General features: G+C 38.9%; 20 protein-coding genes. 8 read left to right on the top strand and 12 right to left on the bottom strand.

Annotation, left to right across the window (positions count from 1 at the left end):
- Positions 1-8: 8 nt before the first annotated feature.
- Positions 9-140, bottom strand: a complete 132-nt coding sequence (locus MKX73_RS13830; protein WP_340717935.1) for an RAxF-45 family protein — start codon at positions 138-140, stop codon at positions 9-11.
- A 251-nt stretch (positions 141-391) separates the two neighbouring features.
- Between MKX73_RS13830 and MKX73_RS13825 the strand changes: the two genes are divergently transcribed.
- On the top strand, positions 392-1,213 hold the full coding sequence (locus tag MKX73_RS13825) for a phytoene/squalene synthase family protein (protein ID WP_340717934.1): 822 nt from the start codon (positions 392-394) through the stop codon (positions 1,211-1,213).
- 39 nt (positions 1,214-1,252) lie between these two features.
- Here MKX73_RS13825 and MKX73_RS13820 read toward each other — a convergent pair whose 3' ends face one another.
- The 3 genes from MKX73_RS13820 to MKX73_RS13810 are packed head-to-tail and all read right to left on the bottom strand — an operon-like array spanning position 1,253 to position 3,405.
- A complete protein-coding gene (locus tag MKX73_RS13820) occupies positions 1,253-1,603 on the bottom strand; it encodes a DUF4181 domain-containing protein (protein WP_340717933.1) in 351 nt (116 codons plus the stop codon).
- Positions 1,604-1,617: 14 nt separating this feature from the next.
- Positions 1,618-2,946, bottom strand: coding sequence for a D-serine ammonia-lyase (locus tag MKX73_RS13815; protein ID WP_340717932.1), 1,329 nt, complete (start codon positions 2,944-2,946; stop codon positions 1,618-1,620).
- Entirely contained in the window at positions 2,947-3,405 is a 459-nt protein-coding gene (locus MKX73_RS13810) for a YaiI/YqxD family protein (protein ID WP_340718907.1), read from the bottom strand.
- Between the two features lie 171 nt (positions 3,406-3,576).
- Between MKX73_RS13810 and gdhA the strand changes: the two genes are divergently transcribed.
- On the top strand, positions 3,577-4,944 hold the full coding sequence (gene gdhA / locus MKX73_RS13805) for an NADP-specific glutamate dehydrogenase (RefSeq protein ID WP_340717931.1): 1,368 nt from the start codon (positions 3,577-3,579) through the stop codon (positions 4,942-4,944).
- A gap of 52 nt (positions 4,945-4,996) precedes the next feature.
- Here the strand turns inward: gdhA and MKX73_RS13800 are convergent, their stop codons facing one another.
- Entirely contained in the window at positions 4,997-5,419 is a 423-nt protein-coding gene (locus MKX73_RS13800) for a universal stress protein (protein WP_340717930.1), read from the bottom strand.
- Positions 5,420-5,594: 175 nt separating this feature from the next.
- On the opposite strand from MKX73_RS13800, the gene MKX73_RS13795 reads away from it, so the two are divergent.
- The 4 genes from MKX73_RS13795 to MKX73_RS13780 all read left to right on the top strand — a co-directional run bounded on the left by MKX73_RS13795 (position 5,595) and on the right by MKX73_RS13780 (position 9,004).
- Complete coding sequence (locus MKX73_RS13795) at positions 5,595-6,281, top strand: phosphoribosylaminoimidazolesuccinocarboxamide synthase (RefSeq protein ID WP_340717929.1); 687 nt, start codon at positions 5,595-5,597, stop codon at positions 6,279-6,281.
- 155 nt (positions 6,282-6,436) lie between these two features.
- Complete coding sequence (nhaC, locus tag MKX73_RS13790) at positions 6,437-7,819, top strand: Na+/H+ antiporter NhaC (RefSeq protein ID WP_340717928.1); 1,383 nt, start codon at positions 6,437-6,439, stop codon at positions 7,817-7,819.
- A 160-nt stretch (positions 7,820-7,979) separates the two neighbouring features.
- Positions 7,980-8,294: a PadR family transcriptional regulator gene (locus MKX73_RS13785; RefSeq protein WP_340717927.1), complete on the top strand. Its 315-nt coding sequence runs from the start codon at positions 7,980-7,982 to the stop codon at positions 8,292-8,294.
- Complete coding sequence (locus tag MKX73_RS13780; protein ID WP_340717926.1) at positions 8,291-9,004, top strand: DUF2812 domain-containing protein; 714 nt, start codon at positions 8,291-8,293, stop codon at positions 9,002-9,004. Before MKX73_RS13785 ends, MKX73_RS13780 begins: the two co-directional genes overlap by 4 nt.
- A gap of 54 nt (positions 9,005-9,058) precedes the next feature.
- Here MKX73_RS13780 and MKX73_RS13775 read toward each other — a convergent pair whose 3' ends face one another.
- Both MKX73_RS13775 and MKX73_RS13770 read right to left on the bottom strand, forming a co-directional pair.
- A complete protein-coding gene (locus tag MKX73_RS13775; protein WP_340717925.1) occupies positions 9,059-10,198 on the bottom strand; it encodes a cation:proton antiporter in 1,140 nt (379 codons plus the stop codon).
- A gap of 192 nt (positions 10,199-10,390) precedes the next feature.
- On the bottom strand, positions 10,391-11,254 hold the full coding sequence (locus MKX73_RS13770; protein ID WP_340717924.1) for a patatin-like phospholipase family protein: 864 nt from the start codon (positions 11,252-11,254) through the stop codon (positions 10,391-10,393).
- 158 nt (positions 11,255-11,412) lie between these two features.
- Here MKX73_RS13770 and pepF point away from each other — a divergent pair, with 158 nt between their 5' ends.
- Positions 11,413-13,218 (top strand): oligoendopeptidase F, encoded by a 1,806-nt coding sequence (gene pepF / locus MKX73_RS13765; RefSeq protein WP_340717923.1) that lies wholly within the window; start codon positions 11,413-11,415, stop codon positions 13,216-13,218.
- A gap of 96 nt (positions 13,219-13,314) precedes the next feature.
- Here pepF and MKX73_RS13760 read toward each other — a convergent pair whose 3' ends face one another.
- Positions 13,315-14,529 carry an NAD(P)-dependent malic enzyme gene (locus MKX73_RS13760; RefSeq protein ID WP_340717922.1) on the bottom strand — a complete coding sequence of 405 codons (1,215 nt, stop codon included), beginning with the start codon at positions 14,527-14,529 and terminating at the stop codon, positions 13,315-13,317.
- A gap of 388 nt (positions 14,530-14,917) precedes the next feature.
- On the opposite strand from MKX73_RS13760, the gene MKX73_RS13755 reads away from it, so the two are divergent.
- Positions 14,918-15,733 (top strand): S1C family serine protease, encoded by an 816-nt coding sequence (locus MKX73_RS13755; protein ID WP_340717921.1) that lies wholly within the window; start codon positions 14,918-14,920, stop codon positions 15,731-15,733.
- 322 nt (positions 15,734-16,055) lie between these two features.
- Here the strand turns inward: MKX73_RS13755 and MKX73_RS13750 are convergent, their stop codons facing one another.
- The 4 genes from MKX73_RS13750 to MKX73_RS13735 all read right to left on the bottom strand — a co-directional run bounded on the left by MKX73_RS13750 (position 16,056) and on the right by MKX73_RS13735 (position 19,855).
- Entirely contained in the window at positions 16,056-17,072 is a 1,017-nt protein-coding gene (locus MKX73_RS13750) for an inorganic phosphate transporter (protein ID WP_339198702.1), read from the bottom strand.
- Between the two features lie 17 nt (positions 17,073-17,089).
- The gene (locus tag MKX73_RS13745) at positions 17,090-17,710 is read right to left on the bottom strand and encodes a DUF47 domain-containing protein (RefSeq protein ID WP_079525974.1); all 621 of its coding nucleotides are present in this window, start codon (positions 17,708-17,710) and stop codon (positions 17,090-17,092) included.
- A 388-nt stretch (positions 17,711-18,098) separates the two neighbouring features.
- Positions 18,099-18,908: an MBL fold metallo-hydrolase gene (locus MKX73_RS13740; RefSeq protein ID WP_340717920.1), complete on the bottom strand. Its 810-nt coding sequence runs from the start codon at positions 18,906-18,908 to the stop codon at positions 18,099-18,101.
- Between the two features lie 149 nt (positions 18,909-19,057).
- On the bottom strand, positions 19,058-19,855 hold the full coding sequence (locus MKX73_RS13735; protein ID WP_340717919.1) for a sulfurtransferase: 798 nt from the start codon (positions 19,853-19,855) through the stop codon (positions 19,058-19,060).
- Positions 19,856-19,858: the final 3 nt, after the last annotated feature.

Below are 19,858 nucleotides of genomic sequence, written 5' to 3'. Positions count from 1 at the left end.
TTAATTAGCTACGCATTATTTTTAAATTGTCTAAAAAAGGACATACCTATCCCGTTAGACTCAAATTTAAAAGTAATGACACGTGCAAAATACATAGCTGTATCCACTTTTACACCTGTCTCGACCGCTAACTTCTTCATTCCATTCACCTCCGTCCATTTGAATTGTTATAATATTACCATATTTCAATTAAATTGTATATACTGGAAATGCGAACGTTTTTTGGAGAGTGCGGTTCTACTTTCGGATTGTGATGTTCTACTACGCCGCTATCACTACTTCCCATTCCCTCTCCTCGAATCTTCAAAAGCCGGAACTTTTATTTTCCCTTTTTACGAATTTGCGTTACGATAAGAGATGGATGCAATTTAGAATGGAGGAAGTTTTCCTTATGTCGAATAAAGCTTTACAAAAAGATGCGATGCGCGTTTTAAAAGAGACGAGCCGTACATTTTATATCCCCATTACTTTTTTAGATAAAGAATTAAAATTAACGGTTGCCGCTGCCTATTTGGCGATGCGGGCAATTGATGAAATTGAAGATCATGAAGATGTTTCCAATGAAATGAAAAATGAGACATTATTAAAAGTGGCGGAATTACTGAAAGCCCCTGCTTTTGACAACGAGGCTTACCTTGATGCACTGGCTCCTGTAAAGGAAAAAATGCCTGAAGTGACATTGCGTCTCGCTGATTGGCTTGAAGTTTGTCCTCAAGAGGCATTCCCGATTGTCACTTCTGCAACGAGCGAAATGGCGGAAGGTATGGCAAAATGGGCACTCGCAAACTGGCAGGTGCATACGAAAGAAGACTTGGACGACTATACATACTACGTGGCTGGTTTGGTCGGGGTTATGCTTTCGGAGCTTTGGGAATGGAGCGCTGGTACGAAAACTGACCGTGAGCTGGCAATCGGCTATGGCCGCGGCTTACAGGCAGTAAATATTTTACGAAATGAGCAGGAAGATTTGGATGAGCGCGGTGTCAGCTTCGTTCCGGATGGCTGGACGCGGGCTGAACTATTTGCTTATGCCGAAGAAAATTTGGCAAAAGCCGACCTTTACATGAAGGATTTAGATAAACGTTCAATCAAACTGTTCTGCAGACTGCCTTTAGCATTGGCACACAAAACATTGCAGGCGATGAGAGATGGGCGGGAAAAAATGTCCCGATCAGAAGTTGAAGCAACAGTAGAAGAAATCCAGGTCGACTAAAAAGAAGTGTGTTGAGGATTCCCCCAACACACTTCTTTCTTACATTATAACGGCAATTGCAAGACTGCAAATTGCACAAAGCACTACATACGTAAACGAAATGATATGACGGCGCTTTTCTTTTCTAAACCAAAACTCCAATAGCCCTCGAACTAGGAACAAAACCATGATAAACGCGAACAATACAGAATATAATGTTTTTTGCTCAAATACATTAATTGTTACAAACGATAAGAACATGAAGCATAGGTAAATCTCCAGGGCGAAATGCCATATACCCACATACTGATCCATAAATTTTTCGTTTTTTGGGATGTTATATTTTTTACGTAAGTTTAAATCGAGTAAACCTGCTCCAAATATTGCGATGATGACTACTACAATTAACACAAGCGACTTCCCTTCTATATCTCTGATTGTAAATACTGCTGTCGTAACTCTTCAGGCACTAAATCGCCACCTGTTGACCAAATAATATGTGTGGCGTTTTCCATTTTATCTTGTAGCCCATGGTTTTGAATGTATGAAGTCCCCTGCATCATTAATTCAATCGGACCATACACACCAGCATGTGCTGAAGGTTCCATAAAAATGTTTTCCGTCTCAAACATAGCTTTTAAACTTCTGAATAAAAAGCTGTCATCCACAGTATAGCATCCGCTTATTACGGATTCCATCAATGTTCCGACAAATCGTGATGGACGTCCTACCGCCAATCCGTCAGCTTCTGTCTTGTTGGACAAACCAATATCATTCACACTGATTTTGTCATGCATGCCTGTCATCAAACCAAGAAGCATACATGGAGATGCAAATGGTTCTGCAAAGAAAATATGAATATGTTCACCGTAAATTTGTTTTAAAGAGTAGGCAATACCTCCGGGTGCACCCCCAACCCCGCAAGGCAGATAAACAAATAACGGATGATTTGCATCGACTTTAATTTTCGCTTGCTGAAGCTGGTCTTTCAGGCGAGATCCCGCTACAGAATACCCTAAAAACAGATCGATTGAATTTTCATCATCAACGAAGTGGCAAGCAGGATCTTGTTCCGCTACTTTGCGGCCGTTTTCCACGGCAGATGTATAATCGGATTCGTATTCGATTACTTCCACACCTTTTTCACGCAGCAGTTCTTTTTTCCACGCTTTTGCCTCGATCGACATATGCACAGTCACCTGGAAACCAAGCTGTGCGCTAATAATACCGATACTAAGGCCCAAATTGCCCGTTGACCCGACTGCTATTTTATATTGGCTAAAAAACTTACGGAATTCTTCACTATGGAATTTTGCGTAATCTTCCTGTTCTGTTATCATACCGGCATCGATTGCCAGCTTTTCGGCATGGCTCAACACTTCGTATATACCGCCACGCGCTTTAATCGAACCGGCGATCGGTAATGCATGATCACATTTAAGCATTAGTTTGCCGGGAATATTAAAACCGCGTCGTCCTTCAATCAGTTTTTTCATCGCGGCAATTTCTTTTAGATCCGATTCGATAATACCGTCCGAAAATTTAGTAATTGGAAATGCGACTTTTATATAAGAAGAAAAACGCTTCAATCTACTTTCTGCGTCCTGAATCATTTCGGGTGTTACATGCTCGGATATTTGCTTTTCTTTCGCTACATTTTCATTTTCCCAAAACACATATTGTTCTGATTGCAGTTTTTCAATTAACGGAAAGCGTTCTTTTAATGTGTCTAAATTTAAGATTTGTTGATTCATTTATGATTCCTCCTTCTCAAAAATCGCACGTTCACAAATTTGTCGAAATTTCGTTTCAAAAGCTAAATTATTTTCTTCCGTGCGCTTTTTCGGACCTTTCGTACGTCCCCCTGCACGTCTTATTTTCGCACTTTCAAATCGAAAAGCCAACAGTTGATCTATATTGTCAGACGTCAGTTCTTTCCCATTGTGATTTACGACAATCCCACCTTTTGCTATACACATCGCGGCAAGACCATAATCCCCTGTTATGACAATATCTCCTCGCTTTAAGACACTCAGTAGCTTAAAATCAACTGAATCTGGTCCCTTGTCGACAATAATTGTTTTTGCTCCATCTCGTTCGATTCGATGTGATGTATCGCAGAATAAGATTGGTCTTATCTCATAACGAGATGAAATAAACAGCGCTAAATCAACAACTGGGCATGCATCTGCATCAATTAATAGTTGTAAAATAGTTCATCATCCTTTCCAAAAGCAACTTCAAATTATTATATTTGTATAATGTTTGTAAACGTTTTCTCTTTTATAACATCGATTTCACACAGTGATGTTATATAAAATATAATTGAATTGTTAGATAATTCATACTAATGTATACGTATCAATCCATTTGGGGGTATTAACATGACGACAATGACAACAACGAGTAACGCACAGCAATATGTTGATGGAGTGTTTGAAAAATTAAAAACTAAGAACGCACATCAGTTAGAATTCTTACAAGCAGCGGAAGAAATTTTTCTTTCTTTAGTTCCTGTATTCGAACAACATCCTGAATATATTCAACATAATATTTTAGAACGTATCGTTGAGCCGGACAGAATCATTTCTTTCCGTGTCGCTTGGCAAGATGATCAAAACCAAGTACAAGTAAACCGCGGTTACCGTGTTCAATACAATAACGTTATCGGGCCATATAAAGGTGGTTTACGCTTCCATCCAACTGTAAACGAATCAATCATGAAATTTTTAGCCTTTGAACAAATTTTCAAAAATGCTTTAACAGGTCAACCAATCGGCGGCGGTAAAGGCGGTTCCGACTTTAACCCAAAAGGTAAATCAAATGCAGAAATTATGCGCTTCTGCCAAGCATTCATGACAGAATTATACCGTTATGTCGGTCCGGATGTCGATGTTCCGGCTGGAGATATTGGTGTAGGTTCACGTGAAGTCGGCTTTTTATGGGGTCAATATAAGCGCATCCGCGGTGCATATGAAGCAGGTGTATTAACAGGTAAAAAACCTGGCTACGGCGGTTCATTAGCGCGTACAGAAGCAACTGGATACGGTTTAGTATACTTTGTTGAAGAGATGCTACGTGACGCAAAACTTTCAATTAACGATAAAACGGTTGTCGTTTCAGGTTCTGGTAATGTAGCGATTTATGCTATTGAAAAAGCTCAGCACTTTGGAGCGAAAGTAGTTGCCTGCTCCGACTCTGCAGGTTACATTTACGATCCGGAAGGCATTAATCTAAAAATTGTTAAACAGTTAAAAGAAGTTGAAGGGAAGCGTATTAAAGAATATGTAAATTATCGTCCTAATGCTCTTTATACAGAAGGCTGTGACGGGATCTGGACAATTCCATGTGATATCGCTCTTCCATGTGCAACTCAAAATGAAATTAACGGTGAACAGGCCCGCACTTTAATTGCAAATGGCGTAAAAGTTGTTGCAGAAGGTGCAAATATGCCATCGAATTTAGATGCCATCAACGAATTTTTAGCAAGTGATGTATTATTTGGTCCTGGTAAAGCAGCAAATGCAGGCGGTGTTGCCGTATCTGCACTTGAAATGGCTCAAAATTCCGGCCGTAACTACTGGTCTTTCCAGGAAGTTGATGAAAAACTTCATGGTATTATGAAATCGATTTACAAAGAAAGCTCAGATGCGGCAAAAAAATATGGCTACGAAGGCAATTTAGTTGTCGGCTCAAACATTGCCGGCTTCATCAAAGTAGCAAACGGTATGCTTGTAGAAGGCGTTTATTAATTAACAAAACCCGCAATTCCCTTCCAATAAGGAGAATTGCGGGTTTACTTTATTAACGTACTACGAGTACATCGCAATTGGCGCTGCGTACTACATTTTCCGAAACTGATCCTAATAAGAAACGTTCGGCACGGTTTAAGCCGGTAGCTCCGATAATAATCAAATCGGCATCTGTCAAACTTGTCAATACCGCTTTTGGCGAGCCTTCTTCAACCACTACTTGTACTTTTTTAACGCCGGCCTGTTCCGCAATTACTTTGTATTCCTTTAACTGATCAAGAGTTTTTTCCTTCAGAGCCTTTGCATACTTCAAATCATATGCTTCCACAGAGCCAAATGAATGTGTATCGATTACACTCACTAAATTCAATGTCGCATCCGTCAATCGAGCAACGTTCATACCGCGCTCAAATGCAATTTTTGCTTTTTCCGAAAAGTCTATTGCTACAACAATATTATTATATGTTTTTAGCATCTAAATCACTCCTTGTCTAAGATTAGTATAACAAATGTTACCATTATACTGGTAACAAAGGGTATACTCTATCAAAGGTTAGACGTCTTTCTTTAAAATACGAACGTTTTTATGTTATTCTTATAAAATCATTCGTGTTATAATAAATTTGAAATTACTTTTGGAGGTATCTCTCATGGAATTAGTGTATACAGGTAAAACAAAAGATGTATTTAAACTTGAAAACGAACTATATCTACTGAAATTCAAAGATGATGTAACGGGAGAAAACGGTGTTTTTGATCCCGGTGCAAATACAGTCGGTTTAACAATTGATGGTGCTGGCCTTGCCGGATTAAAACTAACTTCTTTCTTTTACTCTAAATTAAACGAATTAAATGTACCGACACATTATGTTGAGGCAAATTTTGATGAAGCGACAATGACGGTTAAACCGGCCACTGTTTTCGGTAAAGGTTTGGAAGTTATTTGCCGTTTTAAAGCAGTCGGTTCTTTTTTAAGACGCTACGGTGCATATGCAACAGAAGGTCAGAATTTGGATTCATTCGTAGAAGTGACGATTAAGGATGATGAACGCCTAGATCCTCCTATTTCAGAAGATGCTCTTGCAATGCTTGGTATTTTAACTCATGAAGAATATGCAATTTTAAAACAGCGCACAATCGAAATTTCAAAGTTTGTTGCAGCTGAATTAGAGAAAAAAGGATTAACGCTTTATGATATTAAACTGGAATTTGGCCGTGATGCAAAAACGGGCGAAATTTTACTGATTGATGAAATCTCAGGCGGTAATATGCGTGCATATCAAGGCGATACATATATCGAACCATTACAATTAGAAAAGATTATGCTTGCTGAATAATTTCATATTGCCTTTCAAGCACTAAAGGGATATTCCGGACATTCCGGTATGTCCCTTTTATTTTACCCCCTTCCCTTTTTCTCAATAAAATGCTACACTTACTTTTGTACTTCAACGCGTTGAAGCGCGAAACTATATAGCGAGGTCTAGTCATCATGAATGCAAAACAACATGTAAAACCACATTTTATTGAGGCTCTCATTTTAACTTTATTTATTATTGCACTCATTTCTTACAGCATTATGAAACTCGGCAGTGTACCGCATATTCCGATTTTTATAGCCATTATTGTTCTATTCATGTATGGTGTACTGCGAAAAGTACCTTACCGCATCATGGAACAGAGTATGATCGCTTCTGTTTCAGCAAGTATCGGTGCTGTTTATATTTTTCTGCTAATCGGTGTATTAATTAGCAGCTGGTTAATAAGCGGTACAATTCCTACATTACTGTATATAGGTCTTTCCATTATATCTGCAAGCTTTTTTTATGCGGTTGTCTTCATTATTACAAGCATTATCGGTACAGCGATCGGCAGTTCGCTCACTACCGTTGCAACAATCGGTGTAGCGATGCTGGGGGTTTCGAGTTCTATAGATGCTTCACTTGCGATTACAGCAGGTGCAATTGTTTCCGGAGCATTTTTCGGAGATAAAATGTCCCCATTGTCCGATACGACAAACTTGGCTGCGAGTGTTGCCGGCGTCGACTTGTTTACTCATATTAAAAATATGATGTACACGACAATACCCGCATTTATTATTTCGCTCATTGTCTATGCATGGATTTCTCCAAGCAGCCAGAATATGGACACGGAACTTCTTACAAGCTTTAAAGAAACATTGCTGACAACAAATTTAATTCATTGGTATGCGGTTGTTCCGCTTCTCGTTCTGATTGTCTGCACGATTTTTAAATTGCCGAGTCTTGCTACACTGGCAATCAGTGCGATTTCCGGCATCGTGCTATCATATTTCCACAGTTCGATTCCACTGAACGAACTGTTTGGAATTTTGTATAACGGTTATTCAATGGAGACAGGAGTCGAAGCAATCGATTCATTACTGTCACGTGGCGGAATGAACAGTATGCTGTTTACGATTATTTTAATTGTACTTTCCCTGTCTATGGGTGGATTGCTCTTTACACTTGGCATTATCCAAACATTATTACAGGCCCTCCAAAACCAGTTGAAATCGGTCGGTTCGGTTATTACAGGAACTGCGTTTACCGCAATCGGTATTAACGTAACAATCGGTGAACAGTATTTATCGCTGTTATTAACAGGTGAAGCGTTTAAAGAAAAATTCAAAGCACTGCAGCTACATCCGAAAAATTTGGCCCGTACGATCGAGGATGCTGGTACTGTCATTAACCCGCTCGTACCTTGGAGTGTGTGCGGTCTGTTCATTGCTTCGACATTGAATGTGCCTGTCATTGACTATTTACCATTCGCTTTCTTTTGTCTGTTAAGTCCGGTCATCACAATTTTATTTGGCTGGTTGAATATTACGATTACGAAAATCCACAATAATTAAAAATGTCCGCCTGCTCGGTTTTATAAAGAGCAGGCGGATTTTTTTTCGCGTAGTATAACCACGGTAAAATTATTCGATAATTCTGTTTACATATATATCATAAAGTGATATATTGTTTTTAGATATATATATTATTTTATGATACATAGGAGGTGACATAGTGAAAAACGCTGATCAATTGACCGATTCCATGTTCCATATTATGGCAGCATTAACAACACCTCAACACGGATACGCCATTATGAATTTAATTGAAGAAACATCAAACGGCATTATTTCAATTGGTCCGGCTTCCATGTATACGATTATAAAAAAGCTTTTACAAAACGAATGGATTTATTTATACGACGATTCGGATTCAAGGCGTAAAGTTTACTTACTGACACAAAAAGGCAGGAGTATTTTGGCAGAAGATTTAAAAATTCGAAAGCTGATGATTCAGTTAGCCGAAAAAGGACTGGAGGAAGAAGCATGAGGAAAACGAAGTATATGATTTCTGGCGGATTAGCCTTTTCAGAACAGAAAGATATGGAGAAACTGCGTAAATTATCTTCTGAAGGCTGGCACGTCACCAAATTTTCATTTTTAGGCTATACGCTCGAGCAAGGTGAAAGTGCCGATTATATATACAGTATTGATTATCGTACACTGGAAAATGATGCAGAAGAATACTTTGAGCTTTTTCAGGATGCCGGCTGGTCACTTGTGGATTCCTCAGTCGATATTCATCTGTTCCGTGCCGCACCACATACGAAGCCAATTTATACGGACCTTGATACAACAATTGAAAAATATAAAAACCAAACGAAGCCACTGAATATTACAATGATGACACTTGTTCCAGCTACAATCATTACTTGGGTGATTTCACTAAAATCAACTGGTAACATACACACACTTTTCTTTTGTTTAGCCCTTTTACTGACTGTACTTACAATTCCATTATTATGGACTGCACTGACTTCATATGGAAACCAATGGAAGGCCGAAAATAAAAAGGGGCTTGTTCTACTTACTAAGCTGCTGCCTGTTATTGCAGTTGTTGTCGCGTTTTTTGCTGTAATGGAATCCGGCATAAAATCTTTGCAAATCTTAGCCTCTGCTGTTATTGGTGCAACCGTCTTTGTAACTTTCATTACTGTGTTTACATCTCTATACCACCGGATTAAAGCAAAAAAAGCGTAAGAAAAGATAGGCTCATGAAAATGTGCCTATCTTTTCTAATCTAAATCATTATATTTAAACGACTATTCTCTTACCGAAAATTGCTTTTAACAGAGGCGGTGTCACGATTGTTGTTACGATAATTACGATAATGATCGATGTATAATAATTTCCCGGAAGAAGTCCTCCTTCAAGTCCCATTGCAGCTAATATCAGTGCAACCTCGCCTCGTGAAACCATCCCGGCACCGATGCCCATCGATGATTTCGTATTAAATCCGGCTAATTTCGCACCTAAGCCTGAACCAATAAACTTGGAGACAACCGCAATGATTGAAAATACGATAATAAACCCGATTTGATTTCCAATTCCATCGAATGAAACGGCTAATCCGATACTGACAAAGAAGAACGGAACAAAAATCCCGTAGGCAATCGGCTCAACCTTATGTTCGATTTCATCTTTATATTCGGTTTGTGCTATCGCAATGCCCGCAAAAAAAGCACCGATAATACCTGCGATACCTAAAAATTCCGCAAAATAGGACAAACCGAAACAAATAATTAAGCCAGCACTCAATATTGATTCAGTAACTCTGAATTTCTTGAATAACTTTATAAAGTGTGGGATAAACCATTTTGCAAGTACAATCAGTATAGCGAAGAATAATACTTTCTTACCGATTAATAAACCGATATTCGTATCGGAGCCGGCAAAGAAACTCATTGCAATAGCGATTAAAATTACAACTACAATATCATCCAATACTGCAGCTCCAAGTAATGTTGACCCCTCTTTACTATTCAGCCAGCCAAGCTCCCTTAATGCCTGTACGGAAATACTGACAGATGTAGCGGAAAGTAATAATCCAATAAAAACGGATTCTCCTACAGACAATCCGTAATATTGCGACCCTGCATAACCTAAAATAATCGGCAGGAGAATACCACCTAAGGCAACATAGATTGCCGCTTTTTTGTTTCTGTTCATTTCCTGCAGGTCAGTTTCAAGACCCGCTAAAAACATTAACAGTAAAACACCTATTTGACTGAATACAGTTAAAAGTTCAGTATCATGAATCCAGCCAAGCAGTGCAGGGCCAAGAATAATCCCTACAATTATTTTTCCCAACACAGATGGTTGCCCGATTCTTGCAGCAAAATTCCCTGCGAGTTTTGTAGCTAATAACACTATGACAATTTGTAAAATAAACATAGATGTCCCCTTTCAATGCAAAAAAAGACAAGGCAGGGCCATAGTTGACTATGGCTCCACCTTGTCTTGCACTTATTATTTAATTAGTTGCTTACGACTCTATTCTAATATATTCCCTATAGCACTTGCAAGTTTCCGTATCTAACATTTACGGTTTATCGTATTAATATTTCTCCGTTATTCTCTTTTTTTCTAGTCAATCGAGATTCCTAAAAACGCCTTCAACTCAGACATTTGTTTTTGTGCCTGTTCATAGCCGACCTCATAATTGGCTTTCATTTGATCGACTTTGCTTTCAAAACTTCTGATCGGACGGTCCGGTTTAAAAATAAACGCTTCCTGATCCGTCTCCTTTTGAGCAATATATTGCATTGTTTCATTATACATATCCGCACGATGTCTCATTGCTGCCGCAAGTCTTGGATAGCGTTTCTGAAAAAGCTTCGTTGCCCACTGATTCGTTTTTGAGGCACTTTTTATATACCCTGGTTCCCTCGTCAAAATGAGCAGATGTTTGTTATATCCTTTCTCGATTGCTCGTTTAATCGGAATCGAATCGGATAGCCCCCCGTCATAATATGGAACATTATCAATTTTAATTTCAGGGAACAGTATAGGAATGGCACATGTTGCCTGCAAAATATCACATGTTTTTGTCATAGTATGTGCACTTTTATATTCCACTTTTCCGGTATATGCATTCGTCAGCCCGAACTCCACCTCACCCGGGTAATTGTAATACGCATCCCAATCAAATAAATCCAGCTGATTTGGTACAATATTATAGGCAAAATCCAGTCCGAACAGGCTTTTTTCCTTTAAAAAATTCCGCATTCCCATATAGCGGGGATCATTGCGGTACGTCGTCAATACACGCATCGTACGTTCAGGCTGATTTGACATATAGGATACCGCGTTGATGGCACCTGCTGAAATCGCCGCAATATAGGGCATCTTTATTTGCTCTTCCATTAGGGCATCCAAAACCCCTGCCGTAAAAACTGTTCGAAATGTCCCGCCTTCAAGTATTAGACTACAATCCTTCACTTCTTGCATTTCATCACACTCTTTCCCAATTTCCATCGTTTCTCTATTTTACTATATGTCTTCTAAATAATATTAAAAATATTTATCAACCAAATTTTCACTACTTCCTAAATTTTCAGAAATATGGTATTATTTATTTCGAATATCGTAATATTAGGAGGCTATTTATGTCATTGTTGAATCGTAGTGATGTACCGGTTGAAGAAACTTGGAATTTGGAAGATTTATTTGCTACAGAACAAGCCTACACAGCGGCAATTGAAGAAGTAAGAATACTTGTAGAAGAAACTGCAGCTAAACTTGCAGGGACGATTACAGATGTACAAGGCGCGATTAACGCAATTGAAGCAACAGAAAAAATCCAAGAGAAAATGGTTGTGATCGGTACCTATGCGAGCCTTTCGCACAGTGTTGACCAAACGAGCACTGAAAATCAGATGCGTGCCGCAAGCTTTGGTTCATTTGCCGCAAAACTGGCAACAAAGCTGTCTTTTGTAAAAAGTGATTTACTTGCATTGGATGAAGCTGTTTTAAAAGAAGCACAAAATGCTAAACCGGAATACGCTAATTTTATTAACAAACTGCTTGTACAAAAACCGCATCAATTACATCCAGAAGCGGAAAAAGCGCTGGCAGCATTCGGTGCAACATTTAATGCGCCATACGAACTGTACAATACGACAAAATTGGTAGATATGCAGTTTCCCGACTTTGAAGTAGATGGTGAATCATTCCCGCTTAGCTACAACTTGTTTGAAGGCGATTGGGAGCTTGAAACGGACACGAATAAACGTCGCGCTGCATTTGAAGCCTTTTCAAAAAAACTACGTGACTATCAGCATACGACTGCCAAAACATATAATTCCCACTTGGCGATTGAAAAAACGGAGGCGGACCTTCGAGGCTACGACAATATCTTTGATTCCTTATTAGAATCACAGCAAGTTGACCGCTCAATGTATAACCGTCAAATCGATCTAATTATGAATGAGCTTGCACCACATATGCGTCGCTACGCAAAATTGCTGCAAAAAACACATCAACTGGACAAAATGACGTTTGCGGATCTTAAAATATCGCTTGATCCATCATATGAGCCAACTATTACGGTGGAAGAATCTCGTCAATATATGAAAGACGGATTATCAATTATGGGCGAGCATTATACGAATATGATCGATCGTTCTTTTGATGAGCGATGGATTGATTTTGCACAAAATACCGGAAAATCAACTGGCGCATTCTGTTCAAGCCCATATGGTGTACATCCGTATGTATTGATTTCATGGACGAGCCGAATGAACGAAGTATTTGTTTTAGCCCATGAACTTGGTCATGCAGGTCATTTCTATTTGGCAAATGATGCGCAAAACATCTTCAATGCCAGACCATCACTTTACTTCATTGAAGCGCCATCAACAATGAATGAAATGCTTATGGCAAACCACTTATTAAAAAATTCTACGGATGCGCGCTTTAAACGTTGGGTCATCTCAACGATCATTAGCCGTACGTACTACCATAATTTCGTAACTCATTTACTTGAGGCAGCTTACCAGCGTAAAGTGTACGAAATTATCGATGCAGGCGGAAGTGTCAACGCACCGAAACTGAATGAATTAAAACGTGAAGTGCTTGAGCAATTCTGGGGAGATGCAATTGAAGTAACTGAAGGTGCAGAATTGACTTGGATGCGTCAGCCGCATTATTATATGGGCCTATATCCATATACGTACTCTGCAGGTTTAACTATTTCAACACAAGTTTCACAACGTATTTTAAACGGTGACGAAGCAGCTGTTGAGCAATGGATCGAAGTACTAAAAGCAGGTGGAACGAAAACACCTGTTGAACTTGCGCAAATGGCAGGTGTCGATATTACGACTGAACAGCCATTACGTGATACAATCGCATTTATCGGTGATTTAATTACACAATTGGAACAACTGACTGCAGAGCTTCAAACAGTTTAAGTGACACTACAATCAGCGGGGAGTTTTGATTCCCGCTGATTGGTCGTATTCACTTTTTTAGAGGATGTGCTGAAGTTACCTTCAGGCACATCCTTTTTAAATAGCTAACGAAGTGTTAATTAGATCTACCTGCTGGAACAATTCAGATACCCCTGATTCGATGGCAGCGGATCCTACCGCTTTTGCAACTACACCTGCAACACGTTCATCCATCGAGCTTGGAATAATAAAGTCTTCACTCAGCTCTTCTTCTGATACTAGCGATGCAATAGCTTCAACCGCTGCCAGCTTCATCGATTCATTGATATCTGTCGCTCTTACATCAAGCGCACCACGGAAAATCCCCGGGAAAGCAAGCATATTATTCACTTGGTTTGCATGGTCAGAACGGCCGGTACCGATAATTTTAACGCCCCACTTTTTAGCATTTTCCGGTGTTACTTCAGGATCCGGATTTGCCAAAGCAAAGACTATCGGGTCTATAGCCATCGATTTAATATGCTTTTCAGTTAGAATGTTTGCTGCAGACACCCCGATAAAAACATCTGCTCCTACTAATGCGTCAGCCAAAGTGCCGCGCAATTGATCCGGATTCGATAAATGAGCAACCTGTTCTTTCACCGGATTCATCCCTTCAGGACGCCCTTCATAAATAATGCCTTTCGTGTCACACATGACAACATTCGTGTAGCCCATCTGAATTAGAATACGGAGAATTGCAATACCAGCTGCCCCTGCTCCGTTAATGACTACTTTCATCTTCGTGACATCTTTTTTTACAAGTTTGACCGCATTGATTAAACCTGCCCCAACGACAATCGCCGTTCCATGCTGGTCATCATGAAATACCGGAATTGAACATTCAGCACGCAGTCGGTCTTCAATTTCAAAACAGCGCGGTGCTGAAATATCTTCCAGATTAATGGCCCCATAGGTCGGAGAAATTGCTTTTACAATGTTGACAATTTCATCAACATCTTTAGTGTTCAGGCATACCGGCACTGCATCGACATTTGCAAAGCGCTTTAATAATAATGCCTTCCCTTCCATAACCGGCAATGCTGCTTCAGGACCGATATCCCCTAACCCTAAAACCGCAGTCCCATCTGTAATAACCGCTACTAAATTTCCTTTCATCGTATAGTCATACACTGTGGAAGGATTCTGTTCAATTGCAAGACAAGGGGCAGCAACACCCGGAGAATAAGCTAAACTCAAATCATATTTATCCTGTACCGGAACCTTTGCCCGTATTTCCATTTTCCCACCAAAGTGTTCATGCATTTCAAGCGATTTTTTCATTAGATCCATAATTCCCATCCCCTTCTATTTTTGTATCCCTTTGTAATTACGAATGTTAACCGTTTGTTTTTACTTTGTCAACAATAGCTTTTAAAAAACATCAAAACCACTAAATATACGCCTTAATCGTTGATATAACAATGTTTCCGACGATAAACAAGCACTTGCTTCTTTTGTGATTTTAAACACAATCTATTGTTTTAGAATAATAAATGTAAGGGCTATCATTTTTAAAACCCCGCTTTATCAAGCTAAAGTATGTGATGGAATGCACGAAGTATTTTTAAATTAGTAATATGAAATACTTCACAAACTTCCAAAAAAAAATTTGAACCAGCACTTTTTGTCTCAAATTTTATGTACTTTTGTTACACTTATACATATCGGAGGGAATGCAATGACAGAGAAAACGAATACTGAAGAACTGACAGAAGAAGAATTCTTGGAACTTGTTTTGGAAGAACAGGAAAAGGCGCTTGCAAAAGAGCGAGAGGAACGTTTAAACTCACAGCCGAAAAAAACAAAAAGGCAAAAACCATTTGTTCGAATTGTAGTATGGTTGATGGCATTAACATTAGCTTTTAGTACATTTGCTGTTATTTTCAATGTGTATTCCATTCCTGCCATCGAATTTTTAAAAGTATCGACACAACTATCAAATCAGGAAAATATTCAAACATATAAACAAGCTGTTGTCACGATCAATACCGACTCGGGAAAAGGGACTGGATTTGCAGTATCGGAAAATGGCTACATAATAACAAATGATCATGTAATTGAGGATGCGTTGACGATTACCGTTGTTTTTCCGGATGATACGCTTTATCAAGCTGAGGTTTTGGAATCCTATGAGGAATATGATTTAGCACTGTTGAAAGTGGATACGGAAAACTTGCCGTTTCTGCCACTTGCCCGGGCGAGCGAATTCCGTAAAAACGAGCCCGTCTATTTTATCGGAAATCCGCTTGCATTCAGCGGGATTGCCAATAAAGGTACGATTATCGGCTATACGACTGCCGCTGACATTCAGCCGGATATCATTATGATGGATGCACCTGTTTACCGGGGGAACAGCGGCAGCCCTGTCATTAATGAAAACGGACAGGTAATCGGTGTTGTGTTTGCAACAGGGACTCGTGCAGGGTACGGGAAAGTCGGATTATTTATCCCTGTAGAAAATGTGCATGAGCTGTTTCAGACTTATTTGAAGTAACCCGTGGAAGTATAGAACTCTCCCCTAGTTACTTTGGGCAAGCAGGCAGGGTCAAGTATATTAGAACATTTATGACTGAAATTAGAAGAGTTGAATGCTATTTTAGAACTTTCATATAGTTTATTTGAAGATTGAGCACGCTTATTAGAACAACTGTGCATTTTATTAGAAGATCCACGATATATTAGAACTTTTCACGTTTTATTAGAACTTCCCTGACTTTATTAGAACTTCTCAACTTTTATTAGAAAATCCCACCCCGCCCCATCTCAAACAACAAAAAACGGCTGCTCAATATTAATGATTGAGCGCCGTTTTAATATTAGAAAATAAGGCTAATTAAGAAGTAAAATAATCCGGCCATTAATGCGGAAATCGGCAATGTGATAAACCACGTAACTACAATTTTACGTGCCATTCCCCATTTAACACCTTTCACACGTTGTGCTGCACCAACACCCATAATTGCAGAAGAAATTACATGTGTTGTCGAAACCGGTAATGCGATGACTGTTGCACCAAAAATGATCGATGCAGAAGTTAAGTCAGCCGCTACCCCGTTGACCGGACGGATTTTCATGATTTTACCGCCGACTGTTTTAATGATTTTATATCCGCCTACCGATGTCCCAAGACCCATCGCCAGTGCACAGGCAAAACGTACCCAGTTTTGTACTTCATCAGTTGATTGCAAGTTTGCCGCGATTAGAGCCATTGTAATAATACCCATCGCTTTTTGCGCATCATTCGTACCATGTGTAAACGATTGTAATGCCGCTGTACCGATTTGCGTTAAACGGAATGCTTTCGTTGTTCCGTACAATGGTGAGCGGTGGAAAATAAATTTGAATAATTTCATTACGATAAAACCAAGAGTTAATGCTAAGATCGGCGAAATGATTAACGCCTGCAAAATTTTAAAGAAGCCTTCATAGTTTAAAATATTCATACCTGCAGATGCCACTGCTGCACCAGCAATTGAACCGATTAAAGTATGTGAAGAACTTGATGGAATACCGAAATACCAAGTTAATAAGTTCCATGTGATGGCAGAACATAATGCTGCCAAAATTACGACAGATCCTGTTGTATCCCCTTCAAATGCGTTTAAAGAGAATGGATCCACAATTCCAGATGCTACAGCTTTTGCTACACCTACAAACGTCATTGCACCTATAAAGTTCATAAATGCCGCTAACAGAACAGCTACTCGAGGTTTTAGTGCTCGCGTCGAAACAGATGTTGCGATCGCATTCGCTGTATCATGGAAACCGTTAATAAAATCGAATGCCAGCGCAAAGATGACAACGAGTACGGTAATGATTAATAACGTATCCATAATTTACTCCTTTTTCATTATGCATTTCGCATAATAATTGATTCGATTGTATTCGCTACATTTTGGCAGTAGTCCGCAATTTCTTCTAACTGCTCATATAAATCTTTAAAGATGATTAAGCGAATTGGATCTTTTTCAGTCTGGAATAGTTCAGTAATGGATTTACGGAAAATTTCATCACATTCACGCTCATAATCTTTGATCAGAATTGCATGTTGACGCATTCCGATTAAATCTTTTTTATTCAATAACTCCATTGCTTTTACTGCTTCATCTGATGATTTGGCAATATAATCTACAAAGTCACGCATGTACTGGTTCACTTCTGTAAAAGAGTACATTTCGAAGTGGGCAATTGTATTTTCAATGCCATCCAGAATATCGTCCAGTTTAATAGCCAATGATAAAATATCTTCTCGTTCAATTGGTGTCATAAACGAATCGTTTAATTTCACGATTAATTCATGGATCAGCTTGTCCCCTGCTGTTTCATAGGACTTCATTTTAATTTGAATTTGTTTTAGTTCTGATACAGTAGTAATTGTCGATTCTTTAGCATAGTTGGCACCTTGTTGTACATTTTTTGCAATATTTAATAATCCTTCAAAAAATGGATCCGGTTTTTTAGAGTTAAACATCGAATAAAATCCTCCTAAAATGAAGTTTGTAAATTAAAACCTAGGTAATCATACCACCGATTTTTCAATATCTTCAACATTAATTTATGTTATTTACAAAAGCTTTACAATTGCGAAACATACGTTTATGAACATATCCTATTAATTTTAGCCGATTTCTGATGAAATATTCTGAAAGCAATGGAAATCCGTTAATATTACGTCTTTTTTCAGCATATTCAACGGCATTATCTGCAAAATTCAGCATTTATTCTTACATACCCAATATTAAGCAATGTTAATTGTAAATGTAATGTAAAGTTTAAGTTTCGTAATAGTTATTTTTTCAGCTTCACTATTAACTAAAAAAAGCCTGGTAAGTTTCAACTTACTAGACTTTAAACAGATATTATTTATTTGTCAGGACAGAAGATACGATATGTGCCGCATCCCATTCGCCTAAAGACAGTTTTGTAATCGGATACTTTTTGCTGAAAAGCTGTGCTGTAATCTCATCAGTTGTCAAACCTTCTTCGTTCATCATTTCGATTTTATAGCTCAGTTCCTTCAGATAATTAAGTTTCCGTATTAAAGCGTCTCTGCCGTTTTCGATATATCCCGCATGATTACAATATATTTCAAGGAAATCATACGTTAAAACTTTCTCCAGCGACCGGATAATTTGAGGAATGCTTTCTTCGCGCAAGACGACTTTTGTTTTCGGTGTCACATACAGATCTCCTGTAAAGAGCTGACCGGTCGATTCATTCAAATAGGCTACATGGTCTGCTGTATGCCCTGGCGTTTCAATCACTTTCCATTCAGCTGTTCTTGATGAAAAGGCTTCTCCTGCAGGCTGTGCAAGAAACGGCTGCCTTGACCCCCAGAACAGTTTACGATATAAAGGATACCTTGCCTTTTTTGCACATTCTTCAATGTTGAGCGGATGCATAAATATCGGCAAGTTATATGTTTTCTGTAAAAAATGCGCGCCTCCGGAGTGGTCTTCATGATAATGGGTCAACATAATCCGATCAACGTCCATCTGTTCAAAAAAAGGCTTAAACTGCTTAAGAAGTGAGGCAGAACCGGTATCTATAAGTATACCGTCCACTTCAAAACAATGAACATTTAAATGAACAGCTTGAAATTGGACCGATCCATTGACCATTTTCACTCCATTTTTTTCGCTCAGCTCTGTTTTTTTCTTAAATAACACATTCCTCACTCCTTTTAACGTTATTTTTCAACACTACCACTTTATCATAAAATTTGGAAATCAAGGCTATCTGTCCGCTAATTTTTCCGTACAGCAAAAGACCGTTATGTAAAATCAGGTTACATAACGGCCTTTTCAAAAGTTCCAGCTTATTTATCGACAGAGTGATGATTTACCCAATCACTATACCCTGCCATATAGATTTTTATATTTTCATAGCCTGCTTCTTTTAATACTGTATAGACAGGAGTAGCAGTTACCCCTGAACCGCAATAGACAACTACTTCTTCATCTTTTGGAACCTGCTCGAGCAGTGAAGATGTAATGACGAGTTTTGAGCCATTACGCAGCTGTTCCCAATCATAGTTTTTCGCTGTCGGAATATGTCCTGCCACTTTATCGAACGGCTCCGTTTCACCGCGGTAACGTTCCGGTGCGCGGGCATCAATTAATGTCGCCTTTCGCTTCCCTTCAATAATATGCATAATATCCTGACGTTTTATTAAAATATCATCATTCCACTGTAAATCCAGCTTGCTTTCCTTAAATTCAGGTATTTCTGTCGTAACAGGAAATCCTGCTTCCTTCAGTGCTTCAAAACCGCCATTTACAACATAGGCGTGCTTGAAGCCTGCATAATGAAGTATCCACCAGGCACGAGTTGCGAAAGCGGCTGCACCCTGATCATAAATATAGATGGCATCATTGTAATTTAAACCATACTTTTCAAACAAAGCCTGAAGTTGTTTCTTTTCCGGGAGCGGATGTCTGCCTTCCTCTTTTGTCAAATCCGACAGATCGTTATTTAAATCCCAGTATACTGCCCCATCAATATGGCCCTCTTCATACATCTTTCTGCCTGACTCTAAATTGCTCATATCAAATCTTGTATCGATTAAACGACCTGTTCTTTCCATTCGATTTGCGGTCACAAAAATATTCGTCATTAA

The organism is Solibacillus sp. FSL W7-1436, assembly GCF_038007305.1.
Classification (GTDB): domain Bacteria; phylum Bacillota; class Bacilli; order Bacillales_A; family Planococcaceae; genus Solibacillus.
Note: the sequence above shows the minus strand (reverse complement) of the source record. Positions and strands in the feature narration are given on the sequence as shown.

Bases quoted from the DNA above. Each gene is read 5' to 3' on its own strand.
- pepF (WP_340717923.1), top strand. From the start codon at position 11,413: ATGTCATTGTTGAATCGTAGTGATGTACCGGTTGAAGAAACTTGGAAT.
- MKX73_RS13770 (WP_340717924.1), bottom strand. From the start codon at position 11,254: ATGCAAGAAGTGAAGGATTGTAGTCTAATACTTGAAGGCGGGACATTT.
- MKX73_RS13800 (WP_340717930.1), bottom strand. From the start codon at position 5,419: ATGCTAAAAACATATAATAATATTGTTGTAGCAATAGACTTTTCGGAA.
- MKX73_RS13750 (WP_339198702.1), bottom strand. From the start codon at position 17,072: ATGGATACGTTATTAATCATTACCGTACTCGTTGTCATCTTTGCGCTG.
- MKX73_RS13815 (WP_340717932.1), bottom strand. From the start codon at position 2,946: ATGAATCAACAAATCTTAAATTTAGACACATTAAAAGAACGCTTTCCG.
- MKX73_RS13830 (WP_340717935.1), bottom strand. From the start codon at position 140: ATGAAGAAGTTAGCGGTCGAGACAGGTGTAAAAGTGGATACAGCTATG.
- gdhA (WP_340717931.1), top strand. From the start codon at position 3,577: ATGACGACAATGACAACAACGAGTAACGCACAGCAATATGTTGATGGA.
- nhaC (WP_340717928.1), top strand. From the start codon at position 6,437: ATGAATGCAAAACAACATGTAAAACCACATTTTATTGAGGCTCTCATT.
- MKX73_RS13775 (WP_340717925.1), bottom strand. From the start codon at position 10,198: ATGTTTATTTTACAAATTGTCATAGTGTTATTAGCTACAAAACTCGCA.
- MKX73_RS13735 (WP_340717919.1), bottom strand. From the start codon at position 19,855: ATGACGAATATTTTTGTGACCGCAAATCGAATGGAAAGAACAGGTCGT.
- MKX73_RS13825 (WP_340717934.1), top strand. From the start codon at position 392: ATGTCGAATAAAGCTTTACAAAAAGATGCGATGCGCGTTTTAAAAGAG.
- MKX73_RS13795 (WP_340717929.1), top strand. From the start codon at position 5,595: ATGGAATTAGTGTATACAGGTAAAACAAAAGATGTATTTAAACTTGAA.
- MKX73_RS13745 (WP_079525974.1), bottom strand. From the start codon at position 17,710: ATGTTTAACTCTAAAAAACCGGATCCATTTTTTGAAGGATTATTAAAT.
- MKX73_RS13780 (WP_340717926.1), top strand. From the start codon at position 8,291: ATGAGGAAAACGAAGTATATGATTTCTGGCGGATTAGCCTTTTCAGAA.
- MKX73_RS13755 (WP_340717921.1), top strand. From the start codon at position 14,918: ATGACAGAGAAAACGAATACTGAAGAACTGACAGAAGAAGAATTCTTG.
- MKX73_RS13760 (WP_340717922.1), bottom strand. From the start codon at position 14,529: ATGGATCTAATGAAAAAATCGCTTGAAATGCATGAACACTTTGGTGGG.